Genomic DNA, 13,756 nt, shown 5'->3' on the forward strand with positions numbered 1-13,756 from the left:
CCGGCGAGGTGATTGGCCGAAGTGGCGGCGGCAACCGGCAGCGCCGGCATCACCACCTTAAGCGACGCCATCGTCTCGAACCCCTCGCCGGCGGCCATGACCGAGACGGGCGCACCGGGCTGGTGGCCAAGCCAGATGCCGTTGCCAAGGAGATTCCCCAGCGAACGGCGTGGATCCGCGAGTTGCGCCTTGCCCTGACCCGAAGGATCAAGCCAGGTGCGTTGTAGGCCGGTGATACGCCCGTCGAGGCTGGTGACAGCGGCAATGAGCGCAGGTAGGGTCTGCGTCTCGCCCGTCACGAGATCCCTGCAGTAGCAGCCGGGATGGAAGCGCACGGCACGCTCATGCGCGGAAAGCAGGATGCCGCGGCCGGCGAGGTATCGTTCGGCCAACGTGCCGGCGATCGGCTGCGACATGGCGAACAGGCGACGCGCCGCGTCAGGCGAGCCGGGTGCCGCGGCAGGCTGGCGTTGCGCGCCAGGAGCGTGGGGCGGTGGCAGCGGCACGGAGAGGAAGCGACGCGCTTCATCCGCGACGTCACGGAAATCAACAAGACCGCAGCTTTCTCGGATGACATCGAGCAGATCGCCAAACTCAGACGTCGCCTCGTCGACCCACCTACCCGCCGGGCCTTTCGCGTTGGCTTTCAGCCGCACATGCATGGAACGGCCGCGCGTGTTGCGGACATCGCCGACCATCCAGTAATTGCCGGAGCGATGGCCGTTGGAGAGATATTCGCGGCACACCGCCTCGGCATGATCGCCAAGGCGGCGTGCCAGCTCTGAGGCCGAGCCGGTCATCATCAGCTCCCTCAAGCCGCCGAGGTGCGGTCGGTGACGCCAACCAGCGTATGGCGGTCGAGGAGCGCGGCGAGGATGGCAGACCCTTGCGCGGACGTTGGGATGAACAGCCGGAGCTTCCAGGAGATGATCTCGGAGATCAGCCCCAGCGCCTTCAGCCGCGGAACCATGGCGTCGGTGAAGCCGATCAATTCGACACGGTAGTCGTTCATGACGCGGCCGCGGCGCAGAATCAGGCCATCGGCGAGTTGCAGTCCGATCCGTCCGTCGACAAGCCCGGTCCAGGCATCTTCCGGCGCGAGCTTGGGTACATCGTCGAGCCCCAGATTGCGGAACATGGTGGCGACAAGCGTCGGGGCGATGTGACGCCCGATGATGCGTTCGCCGGCATCGGTCTGGATCCGGTAGACCTGACAATCATGGTCTGGCAACCGCCGCCAGATCGGCAACAGCAGACCCGTCACGATGTGGAAAGTGCTGGTGGTGAACTCCGGGACGGCGTCGATTTCTGCCTGCCAAAGCTCGCGGAACAGGTTTCGGTCGGTCGGCTGCCAGTGGGTTTCGGCAAGGGCGTCGAGACCGAAGCGCAGCTCGTCGGTCGGCCGCAGCAGCCGCACGCGGTGTTCTATCGTGCCGTCGTCGAGCATCAAGCTCGCCGTCGGCAGCCGGATCGCCGCACGGCTGGACCGGGCGTTCACCAGCAGAACCGATTGGGGCTCCGCCCGGACGATGGCCAGCGCGTCGACCAGCCCGAGCGGCCGGATGCGGTCCTTGCGCGCGACGGTGAGCACGTGCGACTGGGCGCCGGAGACCGGATGGGTATAGACGGTCCTACGATCAGTGACGACGATGCTCTCCGCCGTGATCGTCTCCAGACCCTTGTCATAATTGCCGGCGGCGATGGCGCCTTCGATCTTTGCTGCCATCAGTTGCTCGAACACCTCGAACAGCAGGTTCTGGGTTTCGATGCGCAACGCCAGCAGGCGATTGAGCCAGGTCGTGATTGGCGGCAGCTCGTCCCGCAATCCGCCGTCGTCACTCGTCAGCGACAGCCCGGTCACCGTCTCGAAGGTCGTGAGCGAGCAGCCCTCGATCTTGCCCTGGTGCAGCAGATGATAGAACTGCCGCAGCGCCGCTCGGGCGTAGGCGCTTTCGAGATTGTCTTCGGCACGGAACAGCCCTGCCCCGCCGGTCTGGCGCTGACCGCGCGTGATCGCGCCCAGCGTGTCGAGCCGGCGTGCGATCGTCGACAGGAAGCGCTTGCCGGCCTTTACATTGGCGGCCATGGGCCGGAACAGCGGCGGTTGCTTCTGATTTGTGCGATGGGTCCGACCGAGACCCTGGATGGCGTTGTCGGCCCGCCAGCCGGCCTCGAGCAGATAGTGCTTGCGCAGCCTCTGGTTCCTGACACCGAGATCAGCGTGGTAGGAGCGGCCAGTGCCGCCGGCGTCGGAGAAGACCAGAACGCGCTTGTCGTCATCCATGAAACTCTGGGTCTCGGCCAGATTGGCCGAGCCGGGGCGGTTTTCCACGGCCAGCCGGTCGATACGGTCGCGGCCGGATTTCTTGACGATGCGGCGCGAGCGGCCGGTCACCTCGGCAACCGTGTCGGTGCCAAAGTGATGGATGATCTGGTCAAGGGCACTGCCGACCGGCGGCAACGACGCAAGCCGCTCGACCATCTCGTCGCGCCGCCGAACTGCCTCGCGGCACTGGACCGGGTTGCCATCTTCGTCGTGCACAGGCCGCGAATACACATTGCCTTCGGCGTCCGAGTATTCCTCGAACAGCTGGATGGGGAAGGAATGCATCAAGTACCCGCCGACATACTCCCGCGGCGTGACGTCGACATGCAGGTCCGACCATTCCTCGGTCGGGATCTCGGCAAGGCGTCGTTCCATCAGCGCCTCGCCGGTCGAAACGATCTGCACGACTGCCGAATGACCTTCGAGCCGATCCTGCTCAATCGCGCCGATCAGAGTCGGCGTCATCATCGAGGTGATCAAATGCGAGAAAAAACGTTGCTTGGTACTTTCAAAGGCTGAGCGCGCCGCCGATTTTGCGTTGCGGTTCAGCGTGCCGGACTCGCTGGTGATGTTGGTCGCCTCGAGTGCGGCGGTCAGGTTGTTGTGAATGACCTGGAAGGCGTCGGCATAGGCGTTGTAGATGCGGATCTGCTCCTCGGTCAGCGCGTGCTCGAGCAGGTCGTATTCGACACCGTCATAGGAAAGCGAACGCGCTGTATAGAGGCCGAGCGACTTGAGATCGCGGGCGAGCACTTCCATCGCCGCGACACCGCCGTCCTCGATCGCGGCGACGAATTCGGCACGGTTGGCGAATGGAAAATCCTCGCTGCCCCAGATGCCGAGACGTTGCGCATAGGCGAGGTTCTCGACGGCGGTCGCACCGGTCGCGGAGACGTAGACAATGCGGGCATCGGGCAGCGCGTGCTGCAGCCGCAGTCCCGCCCTGCCCTGTTGCGAGGGCGCGACGTCGCCACGCTCACTTTTGCCGCCAGCGGCGTTAGCCATGGCGTGGGCCTCGTCAAAGACGATGACGCCATCGAAAGATTTTTTCGCCCCCGACGGGTTTTCTCCAATCCCTGTCTGGCTTTCTTTAATCCCTGTCTGGCTTTCGGGCCTCCCCGCCAAGTTTCCTCTGTTCCCCGTCGGGCCTTCGTCCCTCCTGGCCTCTTGGCCGACCCAGTCGAGTATCTGGGCGATCCGGGATTTCTTGCCCTCCCGCTCTTGCGAGCGCAGGGTCGCGTAGGTCGTGAACAGGATGCCCTCGGCAAGGCGGATCGGCGTGCCCTGCCGATAGCGCGAGAGTGGCTGCACGAGAAGTTTTTCCTGGCCGAGTGCTGCCCAATCGCGCTGGGCGTCTTCCAGCAATTTGTCCGACTTGGAAATCCAGATCGCACGGCGGCGGCCCTGTAGCCAATTGTCGAGGATGATGCCGGCGACCTGCCGTCCCTTGCCGCAGCCGGTTCCGTCACCCAAAAACCATCCGCGGCGGAAGCGGACCGCGTTCTCAGCACCTTCTGGCGCGGCGGAGACGACATCGCAGGTCTCGTCAACAGTCCAGGCGCCGGTGAGATGGCCGCAATGGGCTTCGCCGGCATAGATGACACTTTCGAGTTGGGCGTCTGACAGCAGGCCCTCGTCGATGATCGCATCAGGAAGAAGCGGCCGATAGGAAGGCTTTGGCGGCGCGACGGCGGCCATTGCGGCCGACTGCACGAGCGACGTCGGATGCGGTTTCGCGCGGGGAATGTCAATCGACTGGAGCGCATAGGGTTCGTAGATCGTGTCGGTGAGCCGGCCGCCCTCCTCCGGCATCCAGTCGCGCAGCTCATAGGCGAGGGGGACAGCCGGCGTGCTGTTTGCCATGACCTGGCGGGCGGGCTTCGCCCGCGCAGTCGGGCGGACCGATTGGATGGCCTTCGGAGCAGCCGTTGAGGCACCGAGGGGTGCGGCTCTCGCTCCCGATTGGGCAATGTGCATGGCGGCATTGCGCACGATGCCGTTGGACAATGTACCGGTCGAGTTCGGAAAGCCGCCCGGTGTCCGGGGCGGCAGATCCGTGATCCAGGAGAGCAGCGTTTCGACATCCGTGGCCTTGCCCGGCGAGCCGGAGAAGCTGGTTGGGTCGTTAGCAGGAACTTTGTCGATGATGGTCAAGCGGGTCTCAGCCGTCGTCCCATGGCGGGCGTAGACACGGCCGTCGATCGCTGCGGTGAAGACGGTGGTGCCCTGCTGCTGCAACCGTTCGAAGGCCGGCCGCCATTTGGAGTTTTCGGGAGACAGCCCGGAGCCGGTGACGGCAACGAGGCGTCCGCCCGGAAGCAGGCGTGCGAATGCGGAAGAGAGGTGCCGCCATGCGGCATCGGCGACATGGCCGTCGACATATGCGCCGACGCTGAAGGGTGGATTCATCAGCACGACGGACGGCTCCATGGCCGCGTCGAGATGATCGTCGATATGGGCGGCGTCGTGCCGCGAGACGGGAACGCGCGGGAACAGAAGGCCGAGGAGATCGGCGCGTGTCGCTGAAAGCTCGTTGAGAGCGATCGAGGCGCGCGCCATCTCGGCATGGACGGCGAGCAGACCGGTGCCGGCCGAGGGTTCGAGAACGAGGTCGCAAGATGAGATCGCCGCGGCGTGCGCCGTGACGAAGGCCAGCGGCAAGGGCGTGGAGAGCTGCTGCATGGCCTGGCTCTCGTCGGACCGTCGCGTATGAGTGGGAAGAAGTTCGGCGATGCGCTTCATCATCGCCAGCGTCGCCTGCGGCGTGGTGGACCGGGACAGGATCGCTGCTCCGAACCGGCGCAGAAACAGCACCTGGGCGGTTTCGAGCGCCTCATAGGCGTCTTTCCAGACCCAGAACCCTTGCGCATCGCTGCCGCCAAAACTTGTCGTCATGGTGGTGCGCAGTTCCGCAGTGGTGACAGACTTGCCCTGCTCGAGGAACGGCAGAAGCCGCATTGCCGCCTGATAGATCGCCTGGGCGTTGTTGATGGGGACGTGCCTCGGCGCGTCGAGGGGAGCGGCAGCTGTGGTCGAAACGATGTTCATGGAGATGTCCTTCGCGAGAGGGGAGAGGCGCCCGCGCCGACACTCTCTGCGCGCCAGCCGGGCCGCATTCCTCCCGGCTCCCCTCTGCCTCTGGCGCCGATGCACCAAATGGGTTGCGCTCTGCGCAAAGCCATGACTTGAATGCGCGCACAGGGATGCGGCGGCGACCTGGAGCGGCGGAGGTGATGCGACGGTTCAGAATTGGCAGTGAGGTTTACGAGGGGGCAGCGCCTGACCTGCAGGCGGCGTTGGCGAGCGCCTATGCCCGCACCGAGCGTCCGCTGTGCCTGTGCCGCGAGCCAGGCTGCCCGATGTATATCGCCCGCATCGGCGACCTTCACCTGATCAAGCGCATGCCGCTGAGCGGCGGCGGACATGATCCATCCTGTGATTCCTATGAATCACCTTACGAACTGTCCGGTCTGGGCGCCTTGATGGGCAGCGCGATAAAGCTCGATCCGCAAAGCGGCATGGCGGCCCTCAAATTGGACTTCAGCCTGTCCAAGACGGGGAGCCGGGCAGCGTCCGTGCCTGCGGGGCAAAGTTCCGCCAGCGTAACCGCCGATCCCAGGGGGATGTCGCTGCGTGGCCTGCTTCATTATCTCTGGCACGAGGCCGAACTGACGGTCTGGACATCCCGATGGGCCGGCAAGCGACATTGGTGGAATGTCCGCTGGCATCTGCTCGAGGCTGCCGGGCAAATGACGGTGAGGGGCGGACCGCTCGCGGATATCCTGTTCGTGCCCGAGCCGTTTCGCGCCGAGAACAAGGAAGCCATCGAACAGCGTCGCAACGCGGTTCTCGGCACGGCGCTCCCGCCGAAATCCGGTCCCCGAAAGTTGCTCGTCCTGGTCGGCGAGGTGAAGGAGATCGTGCCCGCCCGCTCCGGTCAGAAACTCGTCATCAGGCATTTGCCCGGTTTTCCCTTCATGATCGAAGATGCATTGCATCGCCGCTTGCAGGTGCGATTTGAGAAAGAATTGTCGTTGTGGGCAGCGGATTCCAGCTCGCATCTCATGACGATCGCGACGTTCGGACTGAACCCGGCCGGCCTCGCCATTGTCGAGGAGGTCGCGTTGATGGTGGTGTCCGAAAACTGGATTCCCTACGAGACGATCCCGGAGAAAAGGCTCGTCGATGGGCTCGCCCGCGTTCGTGAGAAGAGCGTGAAGGGATTGCGCTTTGACCTACAACCCGACCAGCCGATCGCCAACGCATTGCTTCAGAACAGGGACGAGCCGATAGCGCTCTTTGTCGTTCCGGCCGGTGCGGACGAAGCGTTCGAGGCGTCGCTCGACGAAATGATCGCCACGCGTCCGGAGATCGGCTCCTGGGTGTGGCGTGTCGGCGAAGGCGATATGCCGCCGCTACCGCTCTGAGCGTCGGCGGAATTTCCGTCGATGCTTCAGTATGCCTTAGGCCAGGCCCAGCTTTTTCTTGAGCTCGGCATTTTCCTTGCGCAGACGGTCGGCAAGCAGGTTCTTGAGGCGCTTGTTTTCTTCTTCGAGTGCGACAAGATCGCGGAGATCACCACTTTCTGAAGAAGGTGCGGCAGCTCTTTTCCAATAATAGTAGGTCTGCTCGGATATGCCGGCCTGGCCGACCGCAATCTTGCTGGTCGCGCCGCCAGCGATCGATTTCTCGATCTGGTCAAGCTTCTGGGCGCGTTCCTTCTCGGAATATGTCTTGCGGGTGGTCTTGACTGCTAACGGAGATTCAGCGGCCTGGGGCGCTGGCTTCGCCCCGTTCCTCCGGGCCGGCTTTGCGAGCTCTGCCTTCGCTTTCTTTGCTCGCGGAATTTTCTTCTTGGATTCAGGCACTTCCACTTTGGCTGGCGCTACTGTCGTCTGAACAGTCTGAGCGTCCTGAAAATCGGCCATGATATGCTCCGCTTTTGGTTTATCCCCTCCTTCAGCATCAATGGCTCTTATACTGAAGTCAATGACCTCTGAATTTGGCAACTGAGCACCGTCAGCCGGCTGCGTCATTTCCGTGACAATTTTGGACAGGTCGAGACCACCCCAGATCGAATGGCTTGACTTTTGCTTGCCGTGCTTCTGTTTCACTTCCACAACAAATGGCCGGATCTGGCGCTTCATAGTCTGTTCCTTGATGTGAGGACGACTTGCAAGCCAAGTCGCTGTTCGTTTTTGCGAGTATCCGACGCGAAGGTATCTGTCGCTCTCGCCGTGCTTTATCGGAGAAGCGACGCAACGAGCAAGCGATGTGTCATGGGCCTTAGCACTACTTTGGCAGATTTTGGCGGGCGAGCACTTTCAGGATTCCCAAGAGGCGTCTTCGGTGATTCATAGGAGGTCGGCTTTTGGAGGGGCCGGCCATGGATGGGAACTGGCAAGCTGATCTGGCGCGCTGGCTTGCGCCGTTTGTCGCGGCGCTAGGGCACAAGACCCGGGCGCGGATGTGTCCTCTCTATGTCGCGGGTTTGATTGGTCCAGGAGACCGCAAGAGCGTTCAGCCGATGGCGGCGCGCGCTGGCGAGGTCGGCTACGATCAGCTTCATCATTTCGTCGCTGCCGGAGTTTGGGACAGTGCTCCACTCGAGGCTGCCCTGCTGAAGAAGGCAGATGGCCTGGTTGGCGATGAGGCGGGTTTTCTTGTCATCGATGATACGGCGTTGCCCAAGAAGGGACGTCACTCGGTTGGCGTCGCGCCACAATATGCCTCGTCGCTCGGAAAGACTGCCAATTGTCAGTCGCTGGTCTCGGTAACCTTGGCGTCGCGCGAGGTGCCGGTGATGGTGGGCCTGCGGCTATTCCTGCCCGAGAGCTGGACAGATGATCCTGAACGTATGGCGCGGGCTCGTGTGCCGAAGGATAGACAGACTGCTCTGACAAAGCCGGAGATTGCAATCGAGGAGGTCGACCGCGTCATCGCCTCCGGTGCGCGTTTTGACTGTGTGCTTGCCGATTCAGGGTACGGCTCCAGCGGACCCTTCCGTCAGGCTTTGAGTGAGCGCGGTCTGCTGTGGGCAGTGGGTCTGTCGCGACGCCAGAACGTCTATCCCGCCGACGTTGCCCTGATCTTCCCCGTCGCGAAGGCCGGAAAGCCCCGCAAATACCACATCCCTGATCAGCCCCCGGTCTCGGCTGAAACGTTGTTGGCCGAAGGGAAATGGCAAAAGGTCAGCTGGCGGCGGGGCACCAAAGGTCGGCTGACCTGTCTCTTCGCGGCCCGTCGTGTCCGTGTTGCGGATGGCCATAAGCACCGGATGCTCGATAACCGTATGCAATGCATGCTTGGCGACGAGGTTTGGCTCGTCGGCGAGCGGCGGTCGACCGGGGAGCAAAAATACTATGTGTCGAACCTGCCGGCCGATGCCACCATCAAGACGCTCGCTGCCACGATCAAGGCCAGGTGGATCTGTGAACAGGCCCACCAGCAGCTCAAGGAAGAGCTTGGGCTCGACCACTTCGAAGGTAGATCCTGGACGGGATTACATCGACATGCGTTGATGACGATGATCGCCTACGCCTTCCTTCAATCCCGCCGCCTCAAAGCAGCGGGACGGAAAAAAAAGAGTCTCGGGACCGCCACCACAGCCAAGCATGCCGGCCATCAGGCAAGCGATCCTCGACATCTTCGCACGACCTCCACCCCGACGATGTCCTCGCTGTGACATGCTCCTTGCGAATATCCAGAGCCTAAAGTGCCAAAGTAGTGTTAGGCGACCGGCTCAATCAGCGGGGGCAAACATGCCTACTGAGAGGTGGATCTTCAGAGCTGCATCCATACACGCGATGCTCAGGCGTCTAGCCAGCGGCGCGCGATGACTGTGCACAATCCGGCTGGAGCGATTGCAATCCAAATTTTCTTGGGAACTAATCTTCTCATGGCGGCGGATGAGCTGGACGCGCTTGTTTTCGGGATGGCAGTCGAAAGCGTTCGTGCGCTTACTGTACCTTTTACGGAAAAAGTCTCAGAAATCGCCAACCGAAGCCACGGCGTACTGCTTTTCAATTTGCGAATCGATGGCGACATGGAACTTCAGCGGGTCGCCGCCATCCGCTATCCTAGCGATCAGACAGGCGTTCTGGTGCTGGGACAAGCAAGGCTTGTTGACCAGCCATTGCATGGTCAATGGCACTTTCTCCAGCTTTATCGCTCCCTTGGAGGACTGGAACACCCTTCCGCTACCGATGCAGGCCAAGACGAGTATCGCCGGCCCGGCCTGCCTGTTCATCGGCGCTTTACGCAATGCCGGGTACCTCCCGCATGGTAGGCACTGACCTGAAGTTTTGCTGAGGGCCGGATGCTTATATCCTCCTGGCAGTTGGCCATACGGACTCGCATGTTGGATACCGGGATGCAGGCTGGTGTTGCGGATAGAGGTCCGACCCTGGAGCGTGGCTTTCTTGACCACGAAGACCTCGTCGATGTTTGGCTCAACAGCTTGAGGATGCGCCGTACGCGGGTGCATCCACTGAGCCAAGGTCAGTCACCGTGAGGAGACGTTTCGCCGCCGAGGCGCGGTTCTTATAGGTGCCCATCGTCGCCTTCCTTCGTCAGCTCTGACGCAATCGCACTTTGGACAGGAACTCGTCGATCTCGAGATCCGACAGATCATCGAGCACCTTGAAGACAGCATCATGCCTTCCGGCGTTAATGAGCGTGCGTTTGCCGCGATCTTCGGCCCACCGGCTCCGGCGGGGTCGCTCCCGGCCGACAGGCTGTTGACTTGGCTTTGGCGGCTGTTGCGGGATGTCATGCGGCGTGGGATTGGGACGGATTCTGACGACCGACGCCAGTGATGGCGCGGACGGCCGCCGCGAGCGCCGGAATGTCCTCGAGCATGCTGAGTGCGACGAAGTGGTTGGCCCCGCCGGTATAGTCCTTGCGCCCCGTGCAGGTCCTGATCAGGATGCCGTGACCTGAGGACAGCCCGAACTGGCCGACCTGAATGTAGGCGCGGTCATGGTGCAGGGTAATTTCACCGGAAACGGCTATGCCCGCCTTGTTTGAGCGCAGGTCTAAGCTTCCCTGCGGCAGGGCAAGTTCGACGGCGAGTTTCTTCAGCCGTGAACGGGCTGTCGCGTGGAAATGTCTCTTCTGCTGCTCGTCGTACGAACAGCTTCTTTTCCAGTCGAACATGCGGATCTCCATGAAACGAAAGCGTCCGGGATCGCCTTGGCTATCCCGGACTTGAGAGTGAGTTGGAAATGAATGAGTCCGGTGGAGGTGCCGGACCCGTGCCGAGCGGGAGGCCGATTATTCGGCGGCCTGGAGGTGATCTGCTTCGTCGCCGTCGATGGTCACCGGCTCATCGGAGGACGGATCCGCATCGTCGGCGAGGAAGGCCGGCAGCTCGGCGGCATCGCCGTCGATAGCCGCCTCGTCCGACCTGTCGCCGGCGACCGCGTCGCCAGCATCGGTAGCCACTTCATCAATCTCAAGGCGCAGCGGCTCGGGCAGCCAGTTCGATCTTTCGAGAAGACGGGCGGCCTCACACGCCATGCTGTCCTTCTTCATGTGGTCGATCAGCTGCGCGGAGTCTGCGCCACGAGCTTCGCGGACAGCCTGTAGAATCCGCGCCTTGGTGAGCCGCCCGAGGAACTCAACGGTAGGCGTCCAGCCGGCGTCGACCATGTCAAACTGGAGCGAACGTCCAAGCAGGTCTGCATGCTGGAGCGCCTTCGCTCGCCTGTTCCAGGGTTCGACCACCGCATTGAGGGTCAGCGAGACGCAGTGCGCGAACAGCGCCTTGCGGCTTGCTTCGTCGAGGCCGAGCAGGAAGTCCCACAGGCCTTCCGCTTCATCGGGCAGATCGCGGTCCCAGGCTTCGTGCCGCTCGGCGATCTCCTTGGCCCAGGATGTCTCGGCAAGACCATCGACCTGGCTGAAGCTGCCGCTCTTCAGGCTGATCTCCAGGCACGTGTCCGGCGCGAAGCGATAGAAGACCTGCAGGACGAAGGCATGGAGTGCGGCGACGATGGCGATGTCGACGTCACCGGCGAGCGCGTTGCGTAGCGCCAGGGTCCGCTGCGCGGTCAGGTCGAAAACGAGCCGATCGGGCAGCGGCTTGATGCAATCGTCCTCGCCGTCGTCGCCAGAGCCGTCACCCACCGGCTCGCCGTTGACGACAACACCTTCGCCATCGTCGCCACTGGATCGGGTTTGGCCCTCGGCGCCCCCTTCCTCGCCCTCCTCGACGTCGCCGGTCTCGGTCCGCGGCTCGTCCTCGGACCGCACGAAACCGGCGTCGACCTGGAGCTCGCCGTTCGCGGCAAGCGTAACGAACACACCGGCAATGTCCTTCTGGGCGGGATCGTAGCTTTGAGGACGATCATCGATCGCATCGAGCTCGGCGCCCAGCTGGTCGAGCTTCGCCTCGATTGCCTCGTCGGCGTCCTCGGCCTTGGCATAGTCCGCATCCAGCTTGTCGTATTCGGCCTTCAGCGCGTCGTAGCGTTCGATCTCCTCGGCGCTCAGTTCCTGCGCTTCGGCATAGGTGCGCCGCATGCCGGAGGTATGGCCGTAGGGAAAGCTGATCGCCGCCTCGACCCATTTCCAGCCTTCGGCGCGGATCGCCTCGGCATCCACCTTCAGCCTGTCGAAGACAAGCTGCTCGACGAGCGCCGCATCGTGGAACCAGCCACCGGAGTCCTGCTCGAAGAGATCGCGCAGGATGACGCCGCCAGCTGCTTCATAGGCTTCGGCGCCGACATAGACGGCCCGGCGATCATCGGCCCGGACCGTGGTCTCCGTCAGCAGACGCCTGATGTAATAAGGTTCCTGCATGTGCGAGCTGGAAATCCGCTCCCAGACCTGCTCCTGGCGCGTGTGATCGTCCGAGATCGAAAACGCCATGATCTGTTCGAGCCGGATTTCGTCCTTCTCGTAGAGGTCGAGCAGCATCGGGGACACCGATGCCAATCGCAGGCGCTGCCTCACCGTCGCCGGCGATACGAAGAAGCGTGCGCCGATCTCCTCCGGATCGAGGCCCTGATCGCGGAGCGTCTTGAAGGCTCGGAACTGGTCGAGTGGGTGCAGGTCGGCGCGCCGCAGGTTTTCAGCAAGTGAGTCCTCTTCGGCCGAGGTCTCCTGCCTGCGGTTAACGATGCAGGGGATCGGCTCGTTCTTTGCCAGGCGCTTTTGCTTGATGAGGATACCGAGCGCGAGATAGCGCCGGCCGCCGGCCGGCACCTCAAACGTGCCGGTCTCCTCGCCCTCGCCGTCGAGCATCGGACGGACGTTCAGGCTCTGGATGAGCTTTCGCCGCCCGATGTCCTCGGCGAGCTGCTCGATAGACACGCCGTCCTTGATGCGCCGGACATTCTTCTGCGACAGCCTGAGCTTGTCATAGGGAATGTTCTCCGCGGCGTTCATCGCAATCTTCTGAATGGCGTTCTTTGCCATGGTCAGGTTCTCCATGACGGGCGGCCCGGGGCCTCTCCCCGAACCTCCAAGCCCGTCAGGAACCTCCCCTCCCCCCTCTGCCTCCAGGCCTCACACCGGCGCCGGCCGCCTGCCGCAAACCTTCGCTAGACTGCGGACGGCAGAGTGACTATATATCTTCCATGAACGTGGAAGGATTATTGTCATGCCGGGGTTTAGTACCGAAGTGCTCACCGCCAATGAAGCGGCGGCGGTAACGCAGGTGCCGCTTAAGCAGGTGCATCGCATCATCGATGCCGGATTGCTACGCGGCCGTGTCGAGACACGCCGCGGCAGCCGCGTCATCATCGGAGCGGGTCTCGTCGGCCTACGCCTCGCCTGGCTGACGGCGGAGACGCTGACGCCGGCCGCGCGGCGGCGGATCGTCGAGCACGCCATTGCCGATGATGCTGCGCCCGTGGTCGCGGACGATCCGCTTAAGGTCGACCTGAAGCCGATCACCGCCGGGGTAAGGACCGGCCTCGGCCGGCTGAGGAAAGCCAAGGCCATGGTGGCGCGCGATCCAGCGGTACTTAGCGGTCAGCCGGCCTTTGTGGGAACACGCGTGCTTGTTCATGACGTTGCCGACATGCTCGCCAATGGCGATACTCCCGAGACGATCCGTGCCGCCTATCCGCAACTGACTCTCGACCGGATCAGGCTCGCGGCCGACTATGCGCTCGCCTATCCGCGGCGTGGCCGTCCGCCGGTCAAGCCGGCGTGGCGCAGCACGGCGGCGAAATCGAAACGCACAATCCGTCTCGACGATCTGCCGGCCGTTTCGTGAAATTCCTGATCGACGAATGCCTGAGCCCAGAGCTTGCGAAACTGGCGCGCGAACGGGGTTTTCCAGAGTCGAGCCATGTGCGCTGGCTGGGCCTCGCCGGCGCCAAGGACCATATGGTGACCCGGCGCGCGGTCGATGACGGCTATGTGCTCGTCACGCACAACACGACCGACTTTCGCGGCCTCTATCGCCGCGAGGAGCTG

9 protein-coding genes and 1 pseudogene are annotated in these 13,756 nt (G+C 63.0%); 5 read left to right on the forward strand and 5 right to left on the reverse strand.

Annotated elements, in window-relative coordinates; translation table 11 throughout:
• Nucleotides 1-800 (reverse strand): DUF7146 domain-containing protein (locus tag NKJ84_RS31825; RefSeq protein WP_352509829.1); only part of this gene is annotated, 800 nt, incomplete at its 3' end.
• A gap of 11 nt (nucleotides 801-811) precedes the next feature.
• Entirely contained in the window at nucleotides 812-5,374 is a 4,563-nt protein-coding gene (locus NKJ84_RS31830) for a strawberry notch-like NTP hydrolase domain-containing protein (protein WP_352509830.1), read from the reverse strand.
• A gap of 185 nt (nucleotides 5,375-5,559) precedes the next feature.
• On the opposite strand from NKJ84_RS31830, the gene NKJ84_RS31835 reads away from it, so the two are divergent.
• Complete coding sequence (locus NKJ84_RS31835) at nucleotides 5,560-6,753, forward strand: DUF1173 domain-containing protein (RefSeq protein ID WP_352509831.1); 1,194 nt, start codon at nucleotides 5,560-5,562, stop codon at nucleotides 6,751-6,753.
• Nucleotides 6,754-6,789: 36 nt separating this feature from the next.
• On the opposite strand, the gene NKJ84_RS31840 is transcribed toward NKJ84_RS31835, so the two are convergent.
• A complete protein-coding gene (locus NKJ84_RS31840; protein ID WP_352509832.1) occupies nucleotides 6,790-7,473 on the reverse strand; it encodes a transposase in 684 nt (227 codons plus the stop codon).
• Nucleotides 7,474-7,675: 202 nt separating this feature from the next.
• On the opposite strand from NKJ84_RS31840, the pseudogene NKJ84_RS31845 reads away from it, so the two are divergent.
• A pseudogene (locus tag NKJ84_RS31845) lies at nucleotides 7,676-9,011 on the forward strand (IS701 family transposase).
• Between the two features lie 150 nt (nucleotides 9,012-9,161).
• On the forward strand, nucleotides 9,162-9,614 hold the full coding sequence (locus NKJ84_RS31850; protein ID WP_352509833.1) for a hypothetical protein: 453 nt from the start codon (nucleotides 9,162-9,164) through the stop codon (nucleotides 9,612-9,614).
• Between the two features lie 482 nt (nucleotides 9,615-10,096).
• On the opposite strand, the gene NKJ84_RS31855 is transcribed toward NKJ84_RS31850, so the two are convergent.
• Both NKJ84_RS31855 and NKJ84_RS31860 read right to left on the reverse strand, forming a co-directional pair.
• Nucleotides 10,097-10,483 (reverse strand): hypothetical protein, encoded by a 387-nt coding sequence (locus NKJ84_RS31855; RefSeq protein ID WP_352509834.1) that lies wholly within the window; start codon nucleotides 10,481-10,483, stop codon nucleotides 10,097-10,099.
• A 117-nt stretch (nucleotides 10,484-10,600) separates the two neighbouring features.
• Nucleotides 10,601-12,748, reverse strand: a complete 2,148-nt coding sequence (locus NKJ84_RS31860) for a ParB/RepB/Spo0J family partition protein (RefSeq protein WP_352509836.1) — start codon at nucleotides 12,746-12,748, stop codon at nucleotides 10,601-10,603.
• A 184-nt stretch (nucleotides 12,749-12,932) separates the two neighbouring features.
• Here NKJ84_RS31860 and NKJ84_RS31865 point away from each other — a divergent pair, with 184 nt between their 5' ends.
• Nucleotides 12,933-13,553 carry a DUF433 domain-containing protein gene (locus NKJ84_RS31865; RefSeq protein WP_352509837.1) on the forward strand — a complete coding sequence of 207 codons (621 nt, stop codon included), beginning with the start codon at nucleotides 12,933-12,935 and terminating at the stop codon, nucleotides 13,551-13,553.
• A partial coding sequence (locus NKJ84_RS31870; protein ID WP_352509838.1) for a DUF5615 family PIN-like protein occupies nucleotides 13,550-13,756 on the forward strand: 207 nt, incomplete at its 3' end. The genes NKJ84_RS31865 and NKJ84_RS31870, both read left to right, overlap by 4 nt.

The organism is Mesorhizobium sp. M0048, assembly GCF_040323405.1.
Lineage (GTDB): Bacteria > Pseudomonadota > Alphaproteobacteria > Rhizobiales > Rhizobiaceae > Mesorhizobium.

Bases quoted from the DNA above. Each gene is read 5' to 3' on its own strand.
- NKJ84_RS31830 (WP_352509830.1), bottom strand. From the start codon at position 5,374: ATGAACATCGTTTCGACCACAGCTGCCGCTCCCCTCGACGCGCCGAGG.
- NKJ84_RS31835 (WP_352509831.1), top strand. From the start codon at position 5,560: ATGCGACGGTTCAGAATTGGCAGTGAGGTTTACGAGGGGGCAGCGCCT.
- NKJ84_RS31840 (WP_352509832.1), bottom strand. From the start codon at position 7,473: ATGAAGCGCCAGATCCGGCCATTTGTTGTGGAAGTGAAACAGAAGCAC.
- NKJ84_RS31850 (WP_352509833.1), top strand. From the start codon at position 9,162: ATGACTGTGCACAATCCGGCTGGAGCGATTGCAATCCAAATTTTCTTG.
- NKJ84_RS31855 (WP_352509834.1), bottom strand. From the start codon at position 10,483: ATGTTCGACTGGAAAAGAAGCTGTTCGTACGACGAGCAGCAGAAGAGA.
- NKJ84_RS31860 (WP_352509836.1), bottom strand. From the start codon at position 12,748: ATGGCAAAGAACGCCATTCAGAAGATTGCGATGAACGCCGCGGAGAAC.
- NKJ84_RS31865 (WP_352509837.1), top strand. From the start codon at position 12,933: ATGCCGGGGTTTAGTACCGAAGTGCTCACCGCCAATGAAGCGGCGGCG.